The sequence below is a fragment of the Acinetobacter sp. GRABPA_MV_2 genome (assembly GCF_056725885.1).
In genome coordinates this window covers 82,677-104,804 of record NZ_JBWZNA010000015.1, presented here as the reverse complement: position 1 = coordinate 104,804, position 22,128 = coordinate 82,677, and the positions used below count along the sequence as shown (strand labels likewise).

General features: G+C 39.1%; 20 protein-coding genes. 9 read left to right on the top strand and 11 right to left on the bottom strand.

The window, feature by feature from the left end:
• The 5 genes from ACXM0J_RS13695 to gshA form a co-directional block, all read right to left on the bottom strand.
• On the bottom strand, positions 1 to 209 hold a 209-nt coding region (locus ACXM0J_RS13695), incomplete at its 3' end, for a hypothetical protein (protein ID WP_479750595.1).
• Entirely contained in the window at positions 206 to 742 is a 537-nt protein-coding gene (locus ACXM0J_RS13690; RefSeq protein WP_086265693.1) for a hypothetical protein, read from the bottom strand. The genes ACXM0J_RS13695 and ACXM0J_RS13690, both read right to left, overlap by 4 nt.
• A 3-nt stretch (positions 743 to 745) precedes the next feature.
• Positions 746 to 4,129: a type VI secretion system Vgr family protein gene (locus tag ACXM0J_RS13685; RefSeq protein WP_086265694.1), complete on the bottom strand. Its 3,384-nt coding sequence runs from the start codon at positions 4,127 to 4,129 to the stop codon at positions 746 to 748.
• 156 nt (positions 4,130 to 4,285) lie between these two features.
• A complete protein-coding gene (locus ACXM0J_RS13680) occupies positions 4,286 to 4,807 on the bottom strand; it encodes a disulfide bond formation protein B (protein WP_086265695.1) in 522 nt (173 codons plus the stop codon).
• 16 nt (positions 4,808 to 4,823) lie between these two features.
• Positions 4,824 to 6,401, bottom strand: coding sequence for a glutamate--cysteine ligase (gshA, locus tag ACXM0J_RS13675; RefSeq protein ID WP_086265696.1), 1,578 nt, complete (start codon positions 6,399 to 6,401; stop codon positions 4,824 to 4,826).
• A 168-nt stretch (positions 6,402 to 6,569) separates the two neighbouring features.
• Here gshA and ACXM0J_RS13670 point away from each other — a divergent pair, with 168 nt between their 5' ends.
• The 5 genes from ACXM0J_RS13670 to ACXM0J_RS13650 all read left to right on the top strand — a co-directional run bounded on the left by ACXM0J_RS13670 (position 6,570) and on the right by ACXM0J_RS13650 (position 11,713).
• Complete coding sequence (locus tag ACXM0J_RS13670; RefSeq protein WP_002121850.1) at positions 6,570 to 7,109, top strand: DUF924 family protein; 540 nt, start codon at positions 6,570 to 6,572, stop codon at positions 7,107 to 7,109.
• A gap of 59 nt (positions 7,110 to 7,168) precedes the next feature.
• Complete coding sequence (locus ACXM0J_RS13665; RefSeq protein ID WP_086265697.1) at positions 7,169 to 7,732, top strand: CC0125/CC1285 family lipoprotein; 564 nt, start codon at positions 7,169 to 7,171, stop codon at positions 7,730 to 7,732.
• A 13-nt stretch (positions 7,733 to 7,745) separates the two neighbouring features.
• The gene (locus ACXM0J_RS13660) at positions 7,746 to 9,056 is read left to right on the top strand and encodes a DUF445 domain-containing protein (protein ID WP_005078711.1); all 1,311 of its coding nucleotides are present in this window, start codon (positions 7,746 to 7,748) and stop codon (positions 9,054 to 9,056) included.
• A 28-nt stretch (positions 9,057 to 9,084) separates the two neighbouring features.
• A complete protein-coding gene (locus ACXM0J_RS13655; RefSeq protein WP_086265698.1) occupies positions 9,085 to 10,239 on the top strand; it encodes a pyridoxal phosphate-dependent aminotransferase in 1,155 nt (384 codons plus the stop codon).
• A 106-nt stretch (positions 10,240 to 10,345) separates the two neighbouring features.
• A complete protein-coding gene (locus ACXM0J_RS13650) occupies positions 10,346 to 11,713 on the top strand; it encodes an MATE family efflux transporter (protein ID WP_213034442.1) in 1,368 nt (455 codons plus the stop codon).
• Between the two features lie 56 nt (positions 11,714 to 11,769).
• On the opposite strand, the gene ACXM0J_RS13645 is transcribed toward ACXM0J_RS13650, so the two are convergent.
• Complete coding sequence (locus ACXM0J_RS13645) at positions 11,770 to 12,603, bottom strand: SDR family NAD(P)-dependent oxidoreductase (protein ID WP_039766441.1); 834 nt, start codon at positions 12,601 to 12,603, stop codon at positions 11,770 to 11,772.
• A gap of 212 nt (positions 12,604 to 12,815) precedes the next feature.
• Between ACXM0J_RS13645 and ACXM0J_RS13640 the strand changes: the two genes are divergently transcribed.
• From ACXM0J_RS13640 to phoR, 3 genes are all read left to right on the top strand, one after another.
• Positions 12,816 to 13,487 (top strand): TetR/AcrR family transcriptional regulator, encoded by a 672-nt coding sequence (locus tag ACXM0J_RS13640; protein ID WP_031949648.1) that lies wholly within the window; start codon positions 12,816 to 12,818, stop codon positions 13,485 to 13,487.
• A 254-nt stretch (positions 13,488 to 13,741) separates the two neighbouring features.
• A complete protein-coding gene (gene phoB, locus ACXM0J_RS13635) occupies positions 13,742 to 14,452 on the top strand; it encodes a phosphate regulon transcriptional regulator PhoB (RefSeq protein WP_000650776.1) in 711 nt (236 codons plus the stop codon).
• Between the two features lie 9 nt (positions 14,453 to 14,461).
• Positions 14,462 to 15,820, top strand: coding sequence for a phosphate regulon sensor histidine kinase PhoR (gene phoR, locus ACXM0J_RS13630; protein WP_068564604.1), 1,359 nt, complete (start codon positions 14,462 to 14,464; stop codon positions 15,818 to 15,820).
• 69 nt (positions 15,821 to 15,889) lie between these two features.
• On the opposite strand, the gene ACXM0J_RS13625 is transcribed toward phoR, so the two are convergent.
• A complete protein-coding gene (locus ACXM0J_RS13625; protein ID WP_213034443.1) occupies positions 15,890 to 17,086 on the bottom strand; it encodes an alpha/beta fold hydrolase in 1,197 nt (398 codons plus the stop codon).
• A gap of 242 nt (positions 17,087 to 17,328) precedes the next feature.
• On the opposite strand from ACXM0J_RS13625, the gene ACXM0J_RS13620 reads away from it, so the two are divergent.
• Positions 17,329 to 18,087 (top strand): AcfC family putative adhesin, encoded by a 759-nt coding sequence (locus ACXM0J_RS13620; protein WP_086265700.1) that lies wholly within the window; start codon positions 17,329 to 17,331, stop codon positions 18,085 to 18,087.
• Positions 18,088 to 18,159: 72 nt separating this feature from the next.
• Here the strand turns inward: ACXM0J_RS13620 and ACXM0J_RS13615 are convergent, their stop codons facing one another.
• From ACXM0J_RS13615 to ACXM0J_RS13600, 4 genes are all read right to left on the bottom strand, one after another.
• Positions 18,160 to 18,579 carry a hypothetical protein gene (locus tag ACXM0J_RS13615; protein WP_139841482.1) on the bottom strand — a complete coding sequence of 140 codons (420 nt, stop codon included), beginning with the start codon at positions 18,577 to 18,579 and terminating at the stop codon, positions 18,160 to 18,162.
• 130 nt (positions 18,580 to 18,709) lie between these two features.
• Positions 18,710 to 19,930: an acetamidase/formamidase family protein gene (locus ACXM0J_RS13610; protein ID WP_086265701.1), complete on the bottom strand. Its 1,221-nt coding sequence runs from the start codon at positions 19,928 to 19,930 to the stop codon at positions 18,710 to 18,712.
• Between the two features lie 429 nt (positions 19,931 to 20,359).
• Positions 20,360 to 21,211: an archaetidylserine decarboxylase gene (gene asd, locus ACXM0J_RS13605; RefSeq protein ID WP_014207963.1), complete on the bottom strand. Its 852-nt coding sequence runs from the start codon at positions 21,209 to 21,211 to the stop codon at positions 20,360 to 20,362.
• Complete coding sequence (locus ACXM0J_RS13600) at positions 21,208 to 22,056, bottom strand: sulfurtransferase (protein ID WP_086265702.1); 849 nt, start codon at positions 22,054 to 22,056, stop codon at positions 21,208 to 21,210. The genes asd and ACXM0J_RS13600 overlap by 4 nt, the downstream gene beginning before the upstream one ends.
• Positions 22,057 to 22,128: the final 72 nt, after the last annotated feature.

Below are 22,128 nucleotides of genomic sequence, written 5' to 3'. Positions count from 1 at the left end.
TAATAACCAAGATCGATAAGTGCAGCTTCCCCAAACTGGAAAAAACCAATATAACCCAGAGAATTTTTATTTTGGCTTGCTCTAATGTTTACTGGTGCCGTTAAGGGCAAACTTAAATCTGATGAAGATTCCATTCTTGAAACGGCACAAATAAATCCATATCGCGTTAATGGATATGACTTTTGATTTATAGATTTACCATTTTTCATTTATTTAAGTCCTCAAAACTAAATCGTTTAATATCAATTTTTTTATTATTGATATATGAACTTAAAATAGGTTTCATTTTCTCAAAATTCCCCAATCCAGGGCAACTTAACTCAACACCATTTTTATTCGCTTTTTTTGTTGGAAAAAATTTATCTTCAAACATATCATAGCGACCTAAATTTCTAAAATATGAAAAATAATTATCATTAGTATCACTAATGATATTTATATCACTATGATCATTTTTTAGATAAGCATAATAAACTTGGTATTTATTTTTATTCACTTCAATAACTTGACATTCCCCTGTTGACATCCATTGAGGATCTTTTGGGTTTAAGCCAATAGTCTTTACAAGCTTTGCTTTATTGTTATCTTCCCAAATTTGTTTACATGGGACATTAACTTTATCAATTTTGATACTTTCATTCTTATTTTTGAAGCTATCCCAAATTTTTTCACAAGCATTTTCTTCAGCAAAAGCTTGTATTGAGATAAATGTGCTCAGTAGCAATATTAGACTGCGTTTCATCTCTTAAACTCCAAATTTATTAAAATCATCTTCTAGATCATCTTTATATTCATCATCTAGCGCTTCTGCAAGCTGGCTCTGAATTCCATCATCTACAAAATCCCCAGTATCATGATCATAAATATCTTCATTTAATTCCTTCGTAGGTATAATACTTTTATTGTCATTATTGCTAATAAATTGAATTTCAATAGTATCTGATGAATCACTAAATATTCTTGGTGTTCGACCCATTTCATCTAACATTCCAACATATTCTGTATTCTTTGTTTTATTGATAACTTTAAATCTAATTTCCTCTTTCAAATTTTCTAAATTGAAAATATCACTAAAATCAAATCTTCGACTAAAAATTCCACTCTCAGGCATTTTCGGCAACTCAGCATTTACTGTTGCCCCACTCGTAAACAAATGCTGCCCAGCTTTACTTTCAAACTTGCCACCTGTTGTTGAAAATACGCCATCCGCATTAATTTTGAGCTGAGATCCACCTGCTGTTAAAACAATTTCTTTTGGACTGGTAAGCTCGATTTTTTCTTCAGTAGAAATGAGCTTGATGACCTTTTTAGCAATTGCTTCAATAGCATCGTCTTGTGCTTGTAGTTCGAGCTTTCCTTTTGCTGCATAAGCACGGAAACCCTTTTGCGCGGCAAACAAGCTTATTTTATCTTGCGCATGCCCAATGATATTTTTCTGTGCACTTAAATTAATGGAGCCACTAGCACTTTCTGCAATATCTTGCGAAGCTTGCAAAATAATATTTTCAGGTGTCGTCAAGGCTATGCCATTTGGCGATGCTAATAACATCAGCGCTTGTCTAAAAATTTTGCCTTGTTCTTGCTGTTTACTATCGGAACTACTTTCTAAACCTTGGGTATAACCTTCCATAAAGCCTTGCAAAGAACTTAATGCTTTAGAAGGTGATACTTCCAATTTACTGCCTTTACTAAATGTTCCACATACACTCATCATGTCAAAGTCTTTAGTCTCGACATTTGCCAAGACTTTTCCAACCTCTTGAATACTTTCAAATGGATTTTTATGAATGCGGTCTTTAATACTGGCAAGTTTTCCTTTAACGATGTCGGCACCATGCTCTTCAACATTTTCAATAAATGCTTTTAAATTTTCTACCGCATCTTTGGCATCAGTAAAGAAAGCATTAAATTCGTCTACAACGCCTTTTGCATTTCCACCTAGTGCACCAATGTCTTGAATAAAGCCGCCACAGTCTTTTAAAGCATGAATAGGATCGTTATTAATACCTTCTTTAAATAGGTTTACCGTACTATTTAATGCCTGTCCTGTGGTTTTTAGCTCAAGTGACTGGATGAATTTGGGTAAGCGATTAATCACGTTCAAAGCATCAGTCTGTTGCTTTGCTGCAACTTCACTGAGCATTTTCATGCTTTCATAACCTTGTGAAAGTAAGGATTGTGCTTGTGCCGCCTCTAAATGGTCTGCAATAGCTTGCTCTTGTGCATAGGTACTAATGAGCATGCCTTTACCTGCACGCACAGCTCCCCAAGCATCTGTTCTAAGCTCAAAGCCTTCACCACGACCCTGACTCGTCGCTTGTTCTTTCGGATGGCTCAAGTTGCCTAAATTCAGCTGTGTTGCTGCATGACTACTTTGTAATTGGGTACTAATTTGCCCCGTTGTGTCATCAAAGCGTAATTGGTTAAAGCCACTACCACTGATTTCCTGACTGCGAATTCCGCTCAGTTTTTTAGTATCAGGAAGCTGCCCTTTCACATCGAACTTGGTTGGTGAACGCTGCGCTTCATGGATGCGCCCAGTCACAAATGGACGGTCAATATTGCCATCAAAGAAGTCAATGACCACCACTTCACCAATACGTGGTAAGAAGCGTGCTCCATAGCCTTCGCCTGCCCAAGGAGTTAGTACATCCACCCAAGCTGAGTCGGTATCATTGTCATTGCTACCCGCGCCACCGTCATGGCCATGATCATCACTACGGGTGAATAGAAAACGCACCTTAATGCGCCCCCATTCATCAACATGAATAGTTTCTCCCTCTGGCCCCACGACTTTGGCTCTTTGCGGGTAAGCAATTGGGCGATGCTGTTCTGGATTATATTCAGGTGCCGTCTTGATCTGACGGCGTATTAGGGTCAGCTCATTACCTTGGCGCTCAATATCATCATAACCATGTTTATCCCAACGACTTTGGGTTAACAACTGGCTAACTTGCTGATGTAAATCTTTTGGTAAGTTATTTTGGTTATAGAAATTTTTAGCAATAATCAGGAACTCTTGATCAGCCCCTTCATGCTGATCAATTTCAGGATGCTCCTGCAGATTAAACCAATAACCAACTTGGCTATCACGGACACTACTATAGGCCTTAAAGTATTTGGCCTGACTCGCATACATGTCAGTGAAGTGCTGATTTAATTTCTCTAGCTGATTACTACTTGAAGCAGTGGCCTGATCTTCCCCTTTCAAATCTTGCATCCAAGCAGGACTAACATGCCATGCTTGTTCAAGACTCAAACTCGCTGAATCAAATTGCTCTGAATGGAGGTGTGTAGTGATAACTGAACCTACACCTTCTTCATGTGCTAGAGCATCAGGTTGCCAACGTTGCACATGTACAGCAGTCGGCTGCAAAGTCCGCACTGCAACAAAACCTGTAATGCTATCTTGATATTCTGTTGCACTACTTCTGTGATAGCGAATACTACGACGTGCTAAAGCTTGATACTGGCTATTATCATCAACCAATCTAAGTTTTTGAGGTTGTATAAATGCAGTAAAGTGAGGAACAAAAAGCTCTGCTTCATCAATTACCCAACTAACGCCTTCACTTCGCCACAAGCGTGTAAGAAAGTCATAATCAGACTCATTGTGCTGCATGATAAATGGGCGAATATCATAACTCTGGCTTAACCCACTAAGATCGAGACTTAAACTTGTCGCAAATAGCTGACTTTTTTCTTGCCACTCTTTAAATAAAACTTCCGTGACTTCAATAATGCTTTTATTCATGAAAACACGGCTATTACGGCGCTTGTGCCATAAGTTTGTCGCGTCTTTTAAGGTGAGTTTATAAAGTGTTAAAGCACCGTCACTCTGCCCATAACTCGCTTCTGTCACAATTCCAGTAGTTCGAAATAATTGTCCAGAATCAGTGACCTGATCAACAGCAACTTGCACACCTATAAACTGCTTCAATGCAATTTGTGCACTCGTTGAAAGGCAGATCAACTCAGCTTCCAATCCCCCATTTAGCTGATGTTGGCCTTCTATACGTTGTAAAAAAACTTGGCTATTGAGTAGTTCATTAGAAAATTGCACATGGACGGCACGTTTCTGCGCACTTAACCCTATTTTTTCCAAAACATTAAAGATATTAAAAAGCATTTTTTATAATCATAAGGATATAAAACGGCTGCACTTTATAAAAAACAGACCTATCTGTCTACATCATTATTCTTTTTTTTAATTTGTTTTCTTATATTTTGACCTATTCCTAAGTAATAAAAAGCCCAACATAGTGTTGGGCTTTTTTATAGAGCTTTAAGCTCTTTTTTTGGTTGTCTTAAATACTGGATAAAAACGGAATAACTGCCATAAACAGACCAGTAATAGTAAGAGGAAGTAGACCAATGACCAAACTGGTAAAGATTGACCTAAAAAGGTCCAATCAATTGCTGCACATTCACCTGAACCCGACAATACTTCTTGTAAAACCGTTTTCATTGGTAAGGCATCAATTAAATAATTTAAACCCGGGCCACAGCTTGGTACTTGATCTGGTGGTAAATGTTGTAACCAGACATGACGTCCTGCCACACCCACTGACCATAAAATTCCAATGCCTGCTAAAAATGCATAAAAACGTTTAACCGCATTGGAAACTGGGTTATGCAAAAAGGCTATGAGTGCTACAAGGCCCATCGCCATTAAGCCAACACGTTGAAAAATACAGAGCGGACATGGCTCTAAACCTTTTACATGTTCCAGATACAACGCAAAAGACATGCCGACTATACTTGCTAAAACAAGTAGTCCACTCACCAAACGGTAACTTAATCGCATGTAAAACCTCGTTTTATTATCGATATTGTTCAAGATATTGATCAAAACTGATCTTGGTATCGTGCTCAAGTTTTTCTTGCTGCTGTAAAGATTGCGCAGCCAACTGTTCAAAATGTTTCAAAGTTTCCACACTAAGCTCATGCTGTTCATAACTTTCAGCATGTAACTGAGCCATGTGGCTACCAAAACTCCAAGTTCCACCATGCTTTAACGTATCGTCAATGACATGGGCAGATAAAGTTTCATCAACTTCATCAATTCGTGCTTGCATGACCGCCAAAGCTGAACCATACAAGTCCGTTGCATAGGTCTGATCGAGTAGCTGTGCACAATCTTGCATTTTTGCAATATGTAAACGTGCCCAATCTTCGATGTGATATGACCCAGTTAAATCTGTAATGGTTGCGTTTGGCGCTCGACCTCGGTTCACCACCTCTGTCTGGTTTTTCTCAACCAAGTCTTGCTCAGAACATAACAAGTCTGGGCTATCACTTAACAAACAATAAAGTGCTAACACTTCAAGAAAGCCTGCTGTCGTTTCATCAATGCCAATTGCCGAGTATGGATTTACATCTACAGCACGTAACTCAACATAGCCCACGCCTCGATTTTTTAAAGCTTGAGACGGTGTTTCACCTGCTTGAGGCACCTGTTTTGGACGTACTAAACTGTAATATTCATTCTCAATCTGCAAAACATGATCATTAATTTGCAACGGCTCACCAGATGCATCATTTAACCCTAAACGGCTAAATGGTGGGTAAGGAGAATGAACGGCTTTTTGTAAACCATCCAGATAGCCAGACAAATTGTTGTAATGAATACCTAAGCTTTTTTGGGCTGAGTTTTGATAGCCCAATCGCCCCATACGGAGTGCTGTAGCATACGGTAAATAGTATGACCCTTTGATTAAAGGCAACAAATGATGTTTGTGTCCGGTCAAGAAACAACGACATACTGTTGGACTCGCGCCCACCAAGAACATAACCAATGGTGTTAAACGAATAAAATTACGAATAAGGCCAAAATAACGATGGCTACGGTAATCCTGCAAACTTAATGATTTTAATTGTTCGTCAGTTTCATGAGCTTGTAACTCAGCAAAAAGTGTATCTGGGAAAGATAAGTTGTAATGCACCCCTGAAATGGTCTGCATACGACGACCATATCGAATTCCTAACCCACGGCGATATAGTGTTTTAAAACGACCAATATTAGAGGTGCCGTACTGCGCTAGACGAATGCGTTCTTCATTGTCATCTAACATACATGGCATAGACAGCGGCCAGAGTTTTTCACCATTTTCTAAATGACGATGCACAACCGCATGAATATCGGTAAGCTCATGCAGAGCTTCTTCAATGGTTGCCTTAGGTGAAGTAATAAACTCCATCAACGCTTCTGAATAATCAGTCGTAATTTTTGGATGTGTTAAAGCTGAACCTAATGCTTTCGGATGTAACTCTTGTGATAAGAACCCATTACTTTGCATACGTAGGCTTTCACGCTCTATTCCACGTAACATGCCTTGTAGTAGCGACGAATCCACCCAAGCAGGAATAACTGATTGAGATGGTGTAGTGGGTTGACTCATGCATTTGCTCGCTTATTAAAGATCACTATATACAAAATCGTGAGATGATACGGTTACTTATATAATCACATCATTCCAGTTTGGCAATTTTTATCACAATCTTGTTATTTAAGACACGAAAGAATTGTGATTTTATTGAAGAATAATTGCTAAAGAGTTGTCAATATCATGAACGAACAAGACATTTTAAACTTCTGGTTTTCTCCTGAACACCGTTCACTTTGGTTTGCAAAAAGTGATGATTTTGACAAAAAAATCCGTGAAAATTTTTCTGATGTTCATCGACAGGCAACTCAAGCAGAACTCTGGTCTTGGCGAAAAACAGCAGAAGGTCGTTTGGCAGAGATTATTGTACTAGACCAGTTTTCTCGCAACATCTATCGTGATCAGCCCCAATCTTTTGCCTATGACAGCTTGGCATTAGCTTTGGCACAAGAAGCAATTAGTTTGCAATTAGACGCACAGCTTAATCCAGAGCAACGCTCTTTTTTATATATGCCGTTTATGCATAGTGAATCAAAATTGATCCATGAATTTGCCTTGAAACTATTTCAACGTCTTGGCAATGAAATTAACTTAAGCTTTGAGAAAAAGCATAAAGTCATTATTGATCGATTTGGACGCTATCCTCATCGCAATACCATTCTTGGGCGTGTTTCTACTCCAGAGGAAACCGAATTTTTATTAGAACCGAACAGTAGTTTTTAAAGCTTATTAATTTTTAATGCTGAGTCATCTTTGTTTTAATGCTCAGCTGGGAGTTCACCATGAAATATCTCTCTCTTTGTTTAGCATTAGGCGTTGCCTTAACTTTAACTGCTTGTGCGACGACTCCAAGTAAACCAAAAACCTTTGATCAACTTGGCCAGTTTTCCGCATACCCTTTAAATGCGCAAACGTTTCGTATTAGTTTCCAAGCCGATCCGAATATGAGTTACGGTGCAGCTGAAGAAATCACTTTGGTAAAATCAGCACAAACGACCGTGCAAAAAGGTTTCCGCTTTTTTAAAGTACTGAATGACCCAAGTAACCAAAGTCAGAAACCACCACGTCAGGCTGTGGTTTATCCATCTGCGCCGAGCTTTTATCCTTATGGCTATGGTCGTCGCTATCCGGGTTTCTGGCATGATCCATTCTATGATTTCCCACAAGTGGTCAATATCGACCCTGTTCAAGTGTCGTATACTATTGAATGTTATCGGGATCAAAAGCAGGCTCCTCAAGACGCTTTTGATGCAACCTTGATCTTGAAATCAATCGGACAAAAATATGGATTGAGTCCGACAGGAGCGCTGTTGCCACCGCCCGAGCCTCCAGTAAAACAAAAATGAATAGGATAAATTTATGAGCATGGCAGAAGAAGTTCACCACGTGCCCAGTCTTAAACGTAGTAAATATTTTGCTACCCTAGCGCTGATCATCGTCGTTGTGCTGTGGATTGCACTGATGGTAGCCGACCGTTTTCTGCCAGAGTACACAGGTTTTATTCATATTTTAATGCTAGGAGCCGAAGCAGGTGTAGTTGGTGGTCTAGCCGATTGGTACGCGATTACAGTTCTATTTCGGAACCCTTTTGGTAAGTTACCGATTCCTAAGTTTTTACGGGACCATACCGAGATTATTCCGCGTAATAAGGCACGCATTGCAGAGTCAATGGGCCGTTTTGTACAGGAAAATTTTCTTTCGCCTCAAGTAGTCGAAAGAAGCTTAGAAAAAACAGACTTAAGTCTCGCAATTGGTCAATGGTTGGCAAGTCCACAAAACAATACTCAAGTAGTGCAGCTCATTCAGCAAACTGTACCGAAAATTTTTGAATTTGTGAGCCAAGAGCAAATTGCTAATTTCGTGCAAAACAACAGTGTGCAATGGGTACGTAATACCCAAGTCAACAAACTCGCCAGTGAGATGCTACGCGCGGTATTGGAAAATGATTTCCACCAAGACGTTTTACAGCGTGGTCTCGATATCGCTCATGAATGGGTCGTACAAAATCCAGATAAAACTCGTGAATTAACCCGAAAAATGTTTAAAGCACTAGGCGTCTGGTCACTTGCAAGAGGTGCAAGCTGGATTGGAATTGATGTTCAACAACGTACCATCGACTCATTGGTTGAAAAAGTAGAATCGATGCTGGCAGACCATGAACACCCATGGCGGCAAGAAATTGAAACAATTGCACATTCACTCATGCTGGAACTAGCGAAACCCGATAGTGTTGCCAGTCAACGTCTTAACAGTGGTAAAGATGCGCTCCTTGATAGTCCTCAAGTTCTAAATTTCATTAGTGGTGCTGTCACCATTTTGTGTGATGCCATTAAAGAAGATTTAATGAAAGAAGACTCTGGCATTGCAATGAACCTGCGGGCTGCGATTCAGCAGCTCGGTGAAAACCTTGTTCAAAATGTAAAAGTACGTGAAGTTCTCAACAAAGAAATGACAGGACTTGCCATGAATTTTACGGATCAATATAGCCATAAAATCATACGCTATGTGAGTGAACGAATTCATGAATGGGATTCACGTGAAATGATCGGGAAAATTGAAAATGAAGTCGGTGGCGACTTACACATGATCCGTGTAAATGGTGTTGTAGTGGGTGCATTTATTGGTTTGACACTCGGTGTAATTCGGGCAGTGATTGAATCAATTTTATAACTTTAAATATTTTTAATAAGAGAACAATATGCTTCAGCTACAGTCAAAATTGGCCACTCAAGGCGTGACTATTTTTAGTACCATGACGGCACTGGCACATCGTCTAGGTGCACTCAACCTGTCACAGGGCTTTCCAGATTTTCCAGCGCCACAAGCCTTACTTGAAGCCTTATCTCAAGCGACTTTAGCTGGACATAATCAGTACCCGCCTGGCGATGGTATTCTCGGTTTACGGGAGCAACTCGCTTTACAATTTCAGCAGCGTGATCAACTTCAACTTGATCCTGTTACTCAAATCACGATTACACCAGGCGCAACCATAGCAATTTTTTGTGCCATACAAGCCTGCATCAATGCAGGAGATGAAGTCATTATTTTTGACCCAAGTTATGATAGCTATGGCCCTTCTGTCGAGTTAGCAGGCGGCAAAGCGGTTCATATTGCCCTGCAAGCACCTGACTTTAAAGTGAACTGGCAACAGGTTAAAGATCTGATCAATGACAAAACCCGTATGATTGTGGTGAATACGCCCCATAATCCAACTGGGACGATCTGGGCAAAACAAGACTGGTTAGAACTCATTGAACTGATTCAAGATAAAAATATTTTAGTTTTATCCGATGAAGTCTATGAACACTTAGTTTTTGATGGTCAACAACACTTTAGTGCATTGCATTTTCCAGAGCTCAGAGAGCGTAGTTTTGTAATTGGTTCTTTTGGAAAAACCTTTCATGTGACGGGATGGAAAACAGGTTACTGCGTCGCTTCACCTGAACTGATGCGTTTATTCCGTCAGATTTATCAATATGCGAATTTCTGTGGTACGACTCCTTGTCAGATTGCTCTAGCACAATATATGGAGCAACATCCAGAACATATTCAAGAGCTCTCGCAGTTTTACCAAACGAAAAGAGATCGATTTAATCAGGCAATTCATAATAGTCGTTTTTTACTTAAACCTTCTCAAGGTACTTATTTCCAAAACCTCGATTACAGTCAAATTCGTCCCGACTTAAACGATGTAGAAATGTGCCAGTTTCTTGCCGAACAACATAAGATTGTGGCTATTCCAGTTTCGGTTTTCTATCAGCAAGCGCCTGAGTCTTTACGCTTGATTCGATTCTGCTTTGCTAAAAATGATGACACTCTGCAAAAAGCAGGAGAAATTTTGAATCAATGTTAATAAATTTAGCCACTTAGCGCTGTAAAAATACTACAAGTCATTCGCTCCAACTATGCTAAGTTGAATATCCGCCCCGCTCATCAAAGAGATGGGCGATGGAGAACACATGCCACCAAGACAGTCCTTAATTCAACAACAAAATCTATGGAAAACATTTTTTGTTTTCTTGCTACCTTTGATTGCAACCAATATTTTGCAGAACTTGTCGGGAACTATTAACACCATCTTTGTTGGTCAAATGATGGGAGTAGATGCAATTGCGGCAGTTTCTGTATATTTCCCTATCTTATTTTTGCTCCTCGCTTTTATTATCGGAATTTCAACAGGTACGACTGTTTTAGTAGGACAAGCATGGGGTGCGCAAAATATAGAGAAAGTCCAAAGTGTGGTCGGTTCTACCCTGTTTATGACCATCATTGGTGGAATCGTTACCGCGATTCTTGGTGTGTTCTTTGCTAAAGATATTTTAGAGTTATTGGGTACTGATCCCAAGGTAATGCATCTTGCTTTGCCTTATGTTCAATGGATGTTGGCGGGTAGCCCTCTTCTGTTCGTTTATATTATCTATACCTCAATTTTACGTGGTGTGGGAGACAGTACAACCCCTTTACTGGCCCTCGCTTTAACCAGTGTCATCGGTGTAATTATTACACCAATTCTTCTCAAAGGTTATTTTGGCTTTCCTGCCCTAGGGATTATTGCTCCTGCTATAGCATCAATTATTAGTTATATCGCAATATTAATTTTTCTTGCGATTTATCTAAATAAGAAAAATCATTCACTTCGGCCTAATCGTCAGCTTCTGCAACATATCCGTCATAATCCAGAACTGAGCAAAATCATTTTACGCTTAGGCGTCCCAACGGGTATTCAAATGATTACGACCTCAATGGCTGGCTTGGTTATTGTTGGGTTGGTTAACCATTATGGTTCACATGCTACAGCAGCGTATGGTGCAGTGAATCAGGTGCTCAACTACATTCAGTTTCCAGCGATTTCGATCTCCATCGCAGCCTCAATTTTTGCAGCGCAAGCGATTGGTGCGGGTAAATCAGATCTACTCGCACGTGTTACACGCACCGCTCTGGGAATGAACTTTTTATTTACAGGTGCCTTAATTGCACTTGGTTATCTATTTTCAAAATATTTGATGGCTTTATTTATCACAGACCCAACTGTGGTGGTGTTAGGACAGCAGCTTTTATTTATTGTACTTTGGGCAATTTTATTCTTTGGCGCAGGTGCCATTTTTGCATCTATCATGCGTTCGAGCGGTACCGTAACTGTTCCAATGCTGATTAACATCTCTGCCATTTTATTTATTGAGATTCCATGTGCTTACTGGTTTAGCTCAATGTGGGGACTTAAAGGCATTTGGGTTGCCTATGCCTTGGCATTTGTCAGTCTATGTATTATTCAAGGCTTGTATTATCAATTTATCTGGAAGAAAAAGACGATCAAAGTTCTTATTTAGAACTATTTAAATATTATAAAAAAAGCCATCAATTGATGGCTTTTTTGCATTGAAAATTATTTCATTAACTTAGTCACAATGGTTGAAGCACGTTGGTATCCGGTCGGGAATAAACGCTGGAATGCATCAAGAATTTTTGCATCACTACCAATCAATAAACGGCGTTTATTTTTCAAAACAGCATCCAAGATTTGACGGGCAGCTTCTTCTGGAGGAGTACGAAGTAGCTTGTCAAAGTTTTGAATCGATTTAGTCGGGTCCATACCTAAACTAGTCAAACTGTCACTCATTTTTGCAGCTTTAGCAATATTGGTACGAATTCCCCCTGGATGTACGCACAAAGAACTCACGCCACTTTTTTCAATATCCAACTCTTGGCGCAATGACTCGGTAAAACCACGTACAGCAAATTTGGTTGCATTATAGCCAGACTGTGTAGGTTGGGCAGTCAGACCAAATAAGCTCGAGATGTTAATAATGTGTCCATCTTGAGTTTGCTTAATGAACGGTAAAAATTCTTTCGTACCGTACACAACACCCCAGAAGTTAATTCCAACAATCCATTCTAAATCTTCGTAGGTCGCACCTTCGACAGTTGAACCTAATGCAACGCCCGCATTGTTAAAAATCAGGTTAACAGAACCGTGATCTTGCACAGTTTCTTGTGCCCACTGCTTTACTGCTTCACGATCAGATACATCAAGCTTTTTGGTGGTAACAGTAATATTACTGTATGGCTTTAAAAGCTCGACAGTTTGTTGTAATCCTTTTTCATTAATATCACTCAACGAAAGATGGCAGCCTTGTTTTGCCAAAAGAATTGCTAACTGTTGCCCAATGCCAGAACCCGCGCCCGTAATTGCAGCGACTTTGTTTTTAAAATTTTTCATTGTCCATCCTTTGTTTTTCGATATTTGCACAGTCGGTTCATTGCATGTGCAGTTCAGACATCTTCAATATAATTTTGACAATATTCATTGTCAATATAGTACACTGTAATTTCAGATAGAATGGCACAATTCTTCTGAGGGCTTTATCATAGTGAGCATATTTGGCCAAAACCTATAAATTAGGACACCATTCTTTAGGAAACGACTTATTTATGGCGACTAACGACTCAACCAGTAAAAAGAAAACAAAAAGTGTGAGTAAAGAACGTCAGTTCAAAGGGTTATCTCTATCTGAACGTAAAGAGGCACGCCGTGAAAAACTGATTGAAGCAGGTATTGCGACCTACGGAACGCTCGGTTTTTTTTCAGTGACGGTAAAAGATGTTTGCCAAGAGGCAAAACTCACAGAACGTTATTTTTATGAATCATTTAAGAAGAGTGAAGATTTATTTCAAACCATCTTTTTAAAAATGATTGAAGAATTACAGCAAAATCTGATGCAAGCCGTGATTAAAGCTGCACCCGATCCAGAAAAAATGGTCGATGCGGGTTTAAGAGCACTGCTGACCACCTTAAAAGATGATCCAAGATTAGCTCGTATCATCTATGTCGATGCCGTTTTGGTACAAGAATTACATAATCAAGCCACCATTCAAGAAACGCTTGCGCAATTTGATCGCATGATTCAGGCCTTTGTTATGCTAACCATGCCGCAAATTCAACACCATGAAAATGAGCTCTCTTTAATCGCAACTGGCTTGAATGGATATGTCACCCAAATTGCGATTCGATGGGTCATGGGAGGATTTGAGCAGTCTCTTGAGCAGGTTTTAACCGCATGCCGTATTGTTTTCTTATCCCTATTAGCCCAAGTTTCAAAATAATATTAAAGTTTTTTGACAGCTAATAATCTAAAAAACCGGTTAAGCAATTATGGTAATAACCCATTGAATGAATTTAAGAAGTTTAAAGTTTATATGTCATCATTTGGTCATGCCTTTGCCTTGGTTTTGTCACAAATTATTGCTAAATTCAATTTTATAGACTTTTCTGCAATGAAATTGTCATAATTAATCTTTGTAATAAGCCTGTCATAACTACAAAACGGTTCACCGTTAAATCTATAGGATATTGCGCTGTGAAAGATGACTATATTTTAATTGTCGATGATGAGCTCCCTATTCGTGAAATGATCCATACTTCTTTGGACATGGCAGGCTTTCAGTGTTTACAGGCTGAAGATGCCAAACAGGCTCATCAAATTATCGTCGACCAACGTCCGGCGCTTATCTTGCTTGATTGGATGTTACCTGGAGGCGTAAGTGGTGTCGATTTATGTCGCCGCTTAAAACGTGATGAGAACCTAGCAGAAATTCCAGTGATTATGCTCACCGCTCGTGGAGAAGAAGACCATAAAGTACAAGGTCTTGATGCGGGTGCAGATGATTACATGACGAAGCCTTTCTCAACACGTGAACTGGTTTCACGTATTAAGGCAGTTCTACGTCGTGCGAATGCATTAAGTGGTGAAAAAACAATTGATGCCAATGGCTTAATTCTTGATCCTGTAAGCCAGCGTGTTAGCTTTGGCAACAGCATTTTAGATATGGGCCCAACTGAATATCGCTTACTTGCATTTTTTATGACCCATCCAGAGCGTGCATATACACGTGCCCAGTTGCTCGATCAGGTATGGGGCGGTAATGTATATATTGAAGACCGCACTATCGATGTGCATATCCGCCGTTTGCGTAAAGTCTTAGAACCTTTTGGTGTTGACCGATTTGTTCAGACTGTACGTGGAACTGGCTACCGTTTCTCAACACGTGCAGATTTAGCCGCAGGTTAACCAAGATTTATGTATGAACCTTACCCCGTCCCTGAACAGGTACGTGAACAAAAACTTTCTCGTTACAGTAGTTTATGGACGTTTGCCAAACAAGATTTACGGCTTTTATTATTTTTTCTAATTATTGCCGGTTTAGTCGGTTTAGGTGTCGGGTATTTCTGGAGTTGTATTTTTATCGCCTTCGTGGTGTTTTTTACACTCCAGTTGCGTTCTTTATATCTGGTCAATGACTGGATTGCCAATAAACCTTATGATGTGCCTCCAAATCTTAACGGGATTTGGGGTGCATTATTATTTAATGTTTACCGTGCTCAGCGTCAGGAACGAATTGTTCAGGCCGAAATGGTCGGTTTAATTGACCGAGCACAATCTTCCTTAGTTGCCCTTGCTGAGGCCGTAGTTCTAATTGATGATCAACATCAAATCGAATGGTGGAACCCAGCCGCAGAGCGTTTATTAGGGATTAGTCCACTTGACCGTGGCCGAAACCTCTTAACGATTTTACGTCAGCCGACCTTTATTGAATATTTTAACAATATTGATCAGGCACCCGATGGGATTAAACTCCATTCCAATTTTGATGATGACCGTTATGTACAGGTTAAGCTCACTCGATTTGGTGGAGAAAGTCGTTTATTAGTAGCTTACGACGTGACTCGTATGCATAACCTTGAGCAAATGCGTAAAGACTTCGTCGATAATATTTCACATGAACTTCGTACACCACTAACCGTGCTGAGTGGTTATATCGAAACCTTTACAGATCAGGAAGATATTAGTCCACGCTGGAAACGAGCCTTTGATCAAATGCAATCACAAACCAAGCGTATGAATGCTTTGGTCAATGATTTACTGCTATTATCGAATTTAGAAAATAACAAGAAAATTGCGAAAAATCAGATTATTGAAATGCCGAGTTTAATGAATCAATTATTTGATGATGCTCAGGCCTATAATGCCGATTATGGACATACGCTCAATTTACACATTGATAGCCACTGCGACCTGATTGGTTCCGACATGGAAATTGCCAGCGCATTTAGTAATTTAATTACCAATGCCATCAAGTACACGCCAAAAGGTGGAACCATTACCATAGGCTGGCATGATGATGGCGAACATGCTTACTTTAGTGTACAAGACACGGGCATCGGAATTAATCCTAAACATTTACCACGCCTGACTGAACGCTTCTATCGTGTGGACAGCGACCGTAGCCGTCAAACAGGTGGTACAGGTTTAGGCTTAGCAATTGTAAAACATGTGCTTATGCAACACGGTGCGTATTTAGATGTGCAGTCTAAAGAAAACGAGGGATCAACATTTACCGCAGTTTTTCCAAAAGAAAGACTATATAACATGACCTAAAACTATTCCCTGCACATACAAAAAAGCCGACTCATGAAAAGTCGGCTTTTTTGTATTATTTAAAATAATTTACTTAAAATTAGAGCAATACGATTTTGTCTGATTTTTCTCAATTACGTTTAAAAAACTAGTGGCAAAAGTATTGCTCTGGCGTAATGCATCACGATGGTCTCCGCCATCAATCGTTTGATATATAGTTGGTTTTTTTAATTTACATAACTGCTGATAATAAGCAGATGTGCCTCTAGGGTCGACTAAATGATCTTTAGAACCTTGAACAATCATTAACGGCACAGTCGGCACCATATTTTCAATGGACTGTTGTTTTAGATAAGCCAGAAGAGGTTTTAAGTCTGCATTAGGCAGAAATATGCTAGAAGGAGACTTCTTCAAATCAGATTGAAGTTCAGATAAACAGCGACTGCGCGCTTGAGTTAGCACCGCATTCATTTCTGCACTGACTAAGTTTTCAAGAACAATACTTGGTTCTGCTGCTTGTGCTCCCAATAACACAATCGGGAAAAAAGCGGCCACACTAGGTTCTGGGTTCGGATTAGTTTTCACATATTCTGCAATGCCTTCATATTGATAGCCGCCTGGCGCAAGAGCAATTGCCCCTTTTAAATCTAGTTCAGGTGCATCTTTTTGACCATAGGCAGACACTGCAATTGCCGCAGCCCCACCTTGACTGTGCCCCATCACCAACCACTGTTTATTAAAGCTCTTGGGCTTAAGCAAATGCAATGCACGCACTGCATCGACAACCGTATGTAGTTGGCTCTTTGCATTCATATAAGGATGCCCGTCCGGTGTACCTAAGCCCTGATAATCAGGTGCAACAACTGCATAGCCACGGGCAAGCCAACCATCTAAAGCTTTGGAAGCAACCTCTTGATATGAGTGAACTGGTCCACCCACATAGTCACCCGAAGGTGCACAAGTATCAGCAACTCCTGTCGTACCATGCGCCCAAGCCAGTATCGGCCAGCCATTTTTTGGTGGTGTTCCTTTCGGTAATAAAATAAAAGCTGATGCCACAATGGGCTCGCCCTGAATACCTCGACTACGATAATTAACCAACAAGCGCTGATCTGCATGAGGAAATAAATTTGTCACATCTTGTTGTGCTATAGAGAGTATTGAGCCTGGTTTTTCGCTCACAATTTGCTTACCCAAATCGGTAATTTGAGCAGCCATAGCAGAGCCAGACACCAAACAAATACTGCTAAATAAAATTTTAAAAAAAGAATTACTTTTTTTAATCAAGGGATTACTCCTCTATTATTTACATTACATCTATTTAAATAATTAATTTATAAAATATAAATTACCATAGAATCTTCTATATTTATATTTAACTCAAAATAATTTACATTTATATATAGTCTATTAAAATCTCATTAAATATATTTTAAAGAAATGTATTATAAATATCGTTGCAAAAATTAATCCAATTTCAATAATAAAAAATATATGCTGATATTTTCTTAATTACTATAGTGATTAAAATGTCAAAACAAAAATTTATACCCTACCTGATTTTTCTTATTCTCGGTTCTCTATCTATCCATAGTTTTGCAGACGTACAAGTCTATGGTCCGGGTGGGCCCGCACCCGCCATGAAAGAAGCCGCCAAACAATTCACCAATAAAACTGGCATAGCAGTCCATGTGACTTCTGGTCCTACTGCTCAATGGTCTGAAAAAGCGAAACTAGATGCAGATGTTATCTATAGTGGTTCCGAAGCCATGATGTCTGATTTCGAAAATACCTTTTCTGAGCAAATTATAAAAGACTCGGTGGAACCTTTATATTTACGCCCCGCAGCCATTTTAGTACGCAAAGGTAATCCTAAAAATATTAAAGGATTTAAAGACCTAGCTAAACCCAATATTAAAGTTTTAGTTACACATGGTGCAGGTCAAGTCGGTATGTGGGAAGATATTGCTGGCAGAACCGGAAATATTCAATTAACAAAAGCTTTTCGAAAGAATATTGCCACCTATGCAGCCAATACAGGGATTGCCAAGAAAAGCTGGGAAGAAAATAGCAGCTATGATGCTTGGTTAGTCTTTAATATTTGGGGAATCAGTAACCCAGATGTTGGACAAATTATCCCTATCGAACCAGAGCTAGTTGTCTATCGTGATACAGGTGTTGCATTAACCAAACATAGTCTAAAAGATGCTGAGGCTAAACGTTTTGTAGATTTTCTATCTTCACAGCAAGGCAATACTATTTTCAAAAAATATGGCTGGACTAAATAATTAAAAAGGGAGCGTTGCTCCCTTTTTAATTTTTAAAATTATTCACTCTAGTTCACTTAGAATATATTCGTTTCAAATTAAATATACGCCTGCGGCATATAAAGCACCGAGTATTAAACAAAAGGCTGAGCTGATATACCAAAATAAATCACTATTTCCCACAAATTTTGACTTTAACCATGGAAAAGCAAAACCACGGATAAGAAAAACCGCTGAAACAAGTGACAAAATAAGTTTAGTAAATGGTAATACCTGTATTCCCTTTGCTGCAAAGAAGGCATAAATAGCACATACAGTTAGAATTAACCCCACAGTTATAGCTGTAAAATTAGGATACCAGTGCCCTCTTTCAACCATATGGACAATACTTTTCCCCGCCCCTAAAAACCGAAAACCATTTGCTCCCCAGAACACACAAACAAAATGAAGTAATGCAGCACAGAATGTTAATAAAGCAGCAAGATATAGTAGAACGTTTGGAAGTGATTGCATTAGATTTTATACTAATAAATATGTGTGATATTTATTATACTTAATTATAAATTATATAATACTTATAAATAGTTAAGATAAGATTAACTTGGTATTTAATATTTTAAATACCAAGCTCAGATCATCTCAATTATTTACTTTCAAATTCTTTAAAATCAGCTTTTCTTATTTTTGCATGAATACCTTTGGTTTTATCTACTACTTGTGAAACTTCAAAATCAGTCGCGGCACTTAAATAGGCGTACGCTGTTGCTTCGTCAATACCGTATTCTTGGTTTAAGAAACGAATGGCTTCACGTGTAGATTTCTTCATCGCTTCATCAAGATCTTCATCAAGTCCCGGTGTAATCCAAAATTCAGCATTTTCAGCTAAAGGTTGTTTTAAATCTTTGCCCGGTATTTTGTCCTTACCTGCTTTGAGTAAGGTAAATTTGAGCGTGGCGCGGGCTGAAGCTTCTAGTGCCGTTAATGCCACTTCCCCATCGCCTTGCGCGAAATGGCTATCACCCGTATAGAATAATGCACCTTTAACCTGAACAGGATAATACGCGGTTGAACCTGCCCCTAGTTCATTAATATCAATATTTCCGCCATACATTGCAGGTGGTACAGAGTGAACAGGCTCAGATGTATTGGCTGCTACCCCCATAATTCCCATAAAAGGATACAGCGGAAAACGTATTGATTTACCAGATTCTGCTTTTAATACCCCTTCATATTCACCTTGTGCATTTTTTTCAATTGGGGTGAAAATCGATACATTTCCATAGCGTTCAGGATGTTCAGCCGATGCATTTTCTTGCTTCGCTTTTTTAGGAAACTCCCCGACTAAAGCCCCCTTACCATGTCGATTTGAAATCACACCGTAAGGAACACGCGGTTCAACTTTAAGTACTTCAACTTTCAAAATATCACCGGGCTGTGCGCCTTCAATGGCAACAGGACCTGTCACAATATGTGGCCCATCTTTATGAAAATCATGCTTTAAATTTGACTGTGTAATTGTTTTTGCATCTTCCAATATTTGATTAGAATTTACACCCTTCGATTTAAAGAACTTTTCAGCATTACGCCCCTGGTCTTCAAGCAAACCTTCATGAGAAACCGTATCGAATGTCACTACACTACCCGACGGAACAGTAAGCACGGGTTTAGCATCTCGATTTGGTAAATAGCCCCATGTAATGGTATTTAAAGTAGAGGGAACATAATAATTACCTTTATATTCGCCACTTTGAAGTTGAGTAGGCTGTTTTGAAATTTGATTTAAAACTTTAAAATCATTGGCATGGGTGAGTGAAATACAAAGTACAGATAAAACCGAAGCTGTCAGGCGTTTAACTTTTAACATGATTTCAGAACCTAAAAAATATGAAAGTTACAGTAAAGTCCTAAACAAGTAGCAAGCATTGTGCCAAGGCTAAAGTTGTGTAATATCAAAAAAGCGCTTCATGGTTATAAAAAATAAATAATTTTTTTAGATTTAATAACTTATCTTCAAATAAAATTAAAACCTCGACTTAAGTCTAACTTAAATATTTCATTCTATTTTTATTTATTAATTTTTAATCATATTAATATTTTTGCTCTCTTCAGATACATATTTATAGACTAGCTCATATAACGTACTCATTTAGATCACTTAATAATAATTATTTTTCTATATAATATAAATCCAAACATAGTTATATATTTTAATTTTATATAACTTAAATCAAAAAAATAAACCCTGAATAATTAAAGTCAGGGTTTACTTATTTTATAGTGGTTATATCTTTTACTAAACTGTATGTCCCATGCGCTCGCCCATTACAACCACAGACTCAGCTTTAAAACGTTGTTCCCATTCGATCTTATCTTTTTCAAATAAAATAACGGCTGTAGAACCTAAGTAAAAACGTCCAAGCTCAGCACCTTTCTCTAGCTTTAACTGATGATGCTGTAATTCGATACGACCTGAAGGTTTTACCTTGCCTGTTGCCACAGTTTCAATACCAGCAACAATCATCGCCCCCACTAGAACAACAGCCATACGGCCAAGTTCAGTATCAAACAAACACACCATACGTTCATTACGAGCAAATAATCCCGGTACATTTTCAGCAGTGACCTGATTTACCGAAAATAGCTCACCTGGCACATATAACGTTTCTGTTAAAGTACCTGCAAACGGCATATGAACACGGTGGTAATCGCGTGGTGATAAATAAACTGTCGCGAACTCACCATCTTGGAATGGTTGAGCAAGTTGTGGATCGCCAATTAATTTCTCTACAGAGAAACTTTGACCTTTTGCTTGAAAGACTTCACCCGCAGTAATTTTACCAATTTGGGAAATTGCGCCGTCCGCTGGTGACACAATACTATCTGCATTTTCATCAATTAGACGTACACCTTCTTTTAATGCACGGGTAAAAAAGTCATTAAAAGATTTATATTTCAGTGCATTGCCTTGTTCAGCAATCGATAAATCAATCCCATACTTAGCTTTAAACGCATGAATAACAGCGTTTTTTACAACTGGATTTTCACTCGCAGCAACTTTACCTACCACACGGCTCAATTGGTGCTGTGGTACAAGGTTTTGTGCCTTAATAAATAATTCTTTTTTTAATCGAGATGTGAAACTCACGAGGGTGATTCTCCAGTAATAATAGGACTATCGAGGCGATTGCCCCATTCACTCCACGCACCATCATAGGCTTTTGCTTCCCAGCCCAAGAGTCTAGCCAGAATATAGGCCAAACCGGAACGATGATGTGACTGGCAGTACACGACTACAGGTTGTTGTAAATCGAACCCAAGTTGTTCAAGGCGCTGCCGCGTGCGTTCAAGCGGATGCAATTTTAGATGATTTTGACGATTAAGTGCAGTACTCCATTCAAAATGGAGGGCATTTGGAATGTGACCGCCGCGTCGCGCTGCTAAACGGACACCACTATATTCATCACTCGTACGGCAATCCCATAGTTGCACACTTTCTTGTTCAACTTGTTTGCGCAACTCTTCATAGTTCACACGGAACTGAGCGGCATGTGATAAATCAATTTGAATTAAGTCTGTAACAGGAGAAACTTTTTCGACTTCTGCTGTAGTGGGTAAGCCTGCACCTAACCATGCATGGATACCGCCGTTAATTAAACTGGTACGGGTAAATCCTAGGCAATGCAAATTCCAGATTAAACGTCCAGCCCATGCCCCACCTTCATCGTCATACACTACAACATGATGATTAGGTGAAATATTCAATTTTTCAATAAGTGCTTGTAAACCCGCTTCATCCGGCAAAACACCAGTTGCTTCTTCATGCTGAGCCACTAACCATTTAGGCTGTAAATGAATGGCATGTGGAATATGGAGTTGTTCATAAACCGATGCACGGCTCAAATCTATAATGCGAATATATTCATTGCCTAAATAAGGCACTAATTCTTCTGCTTCTATTAATAAATCGAGTTTAAAATCAGGGAGTGTCATCGTCATGGTTTCTTTTTATACCAGCTTATTTTCAATCTTAGCATAAGCATATATCTAACAAACTCTGATTTT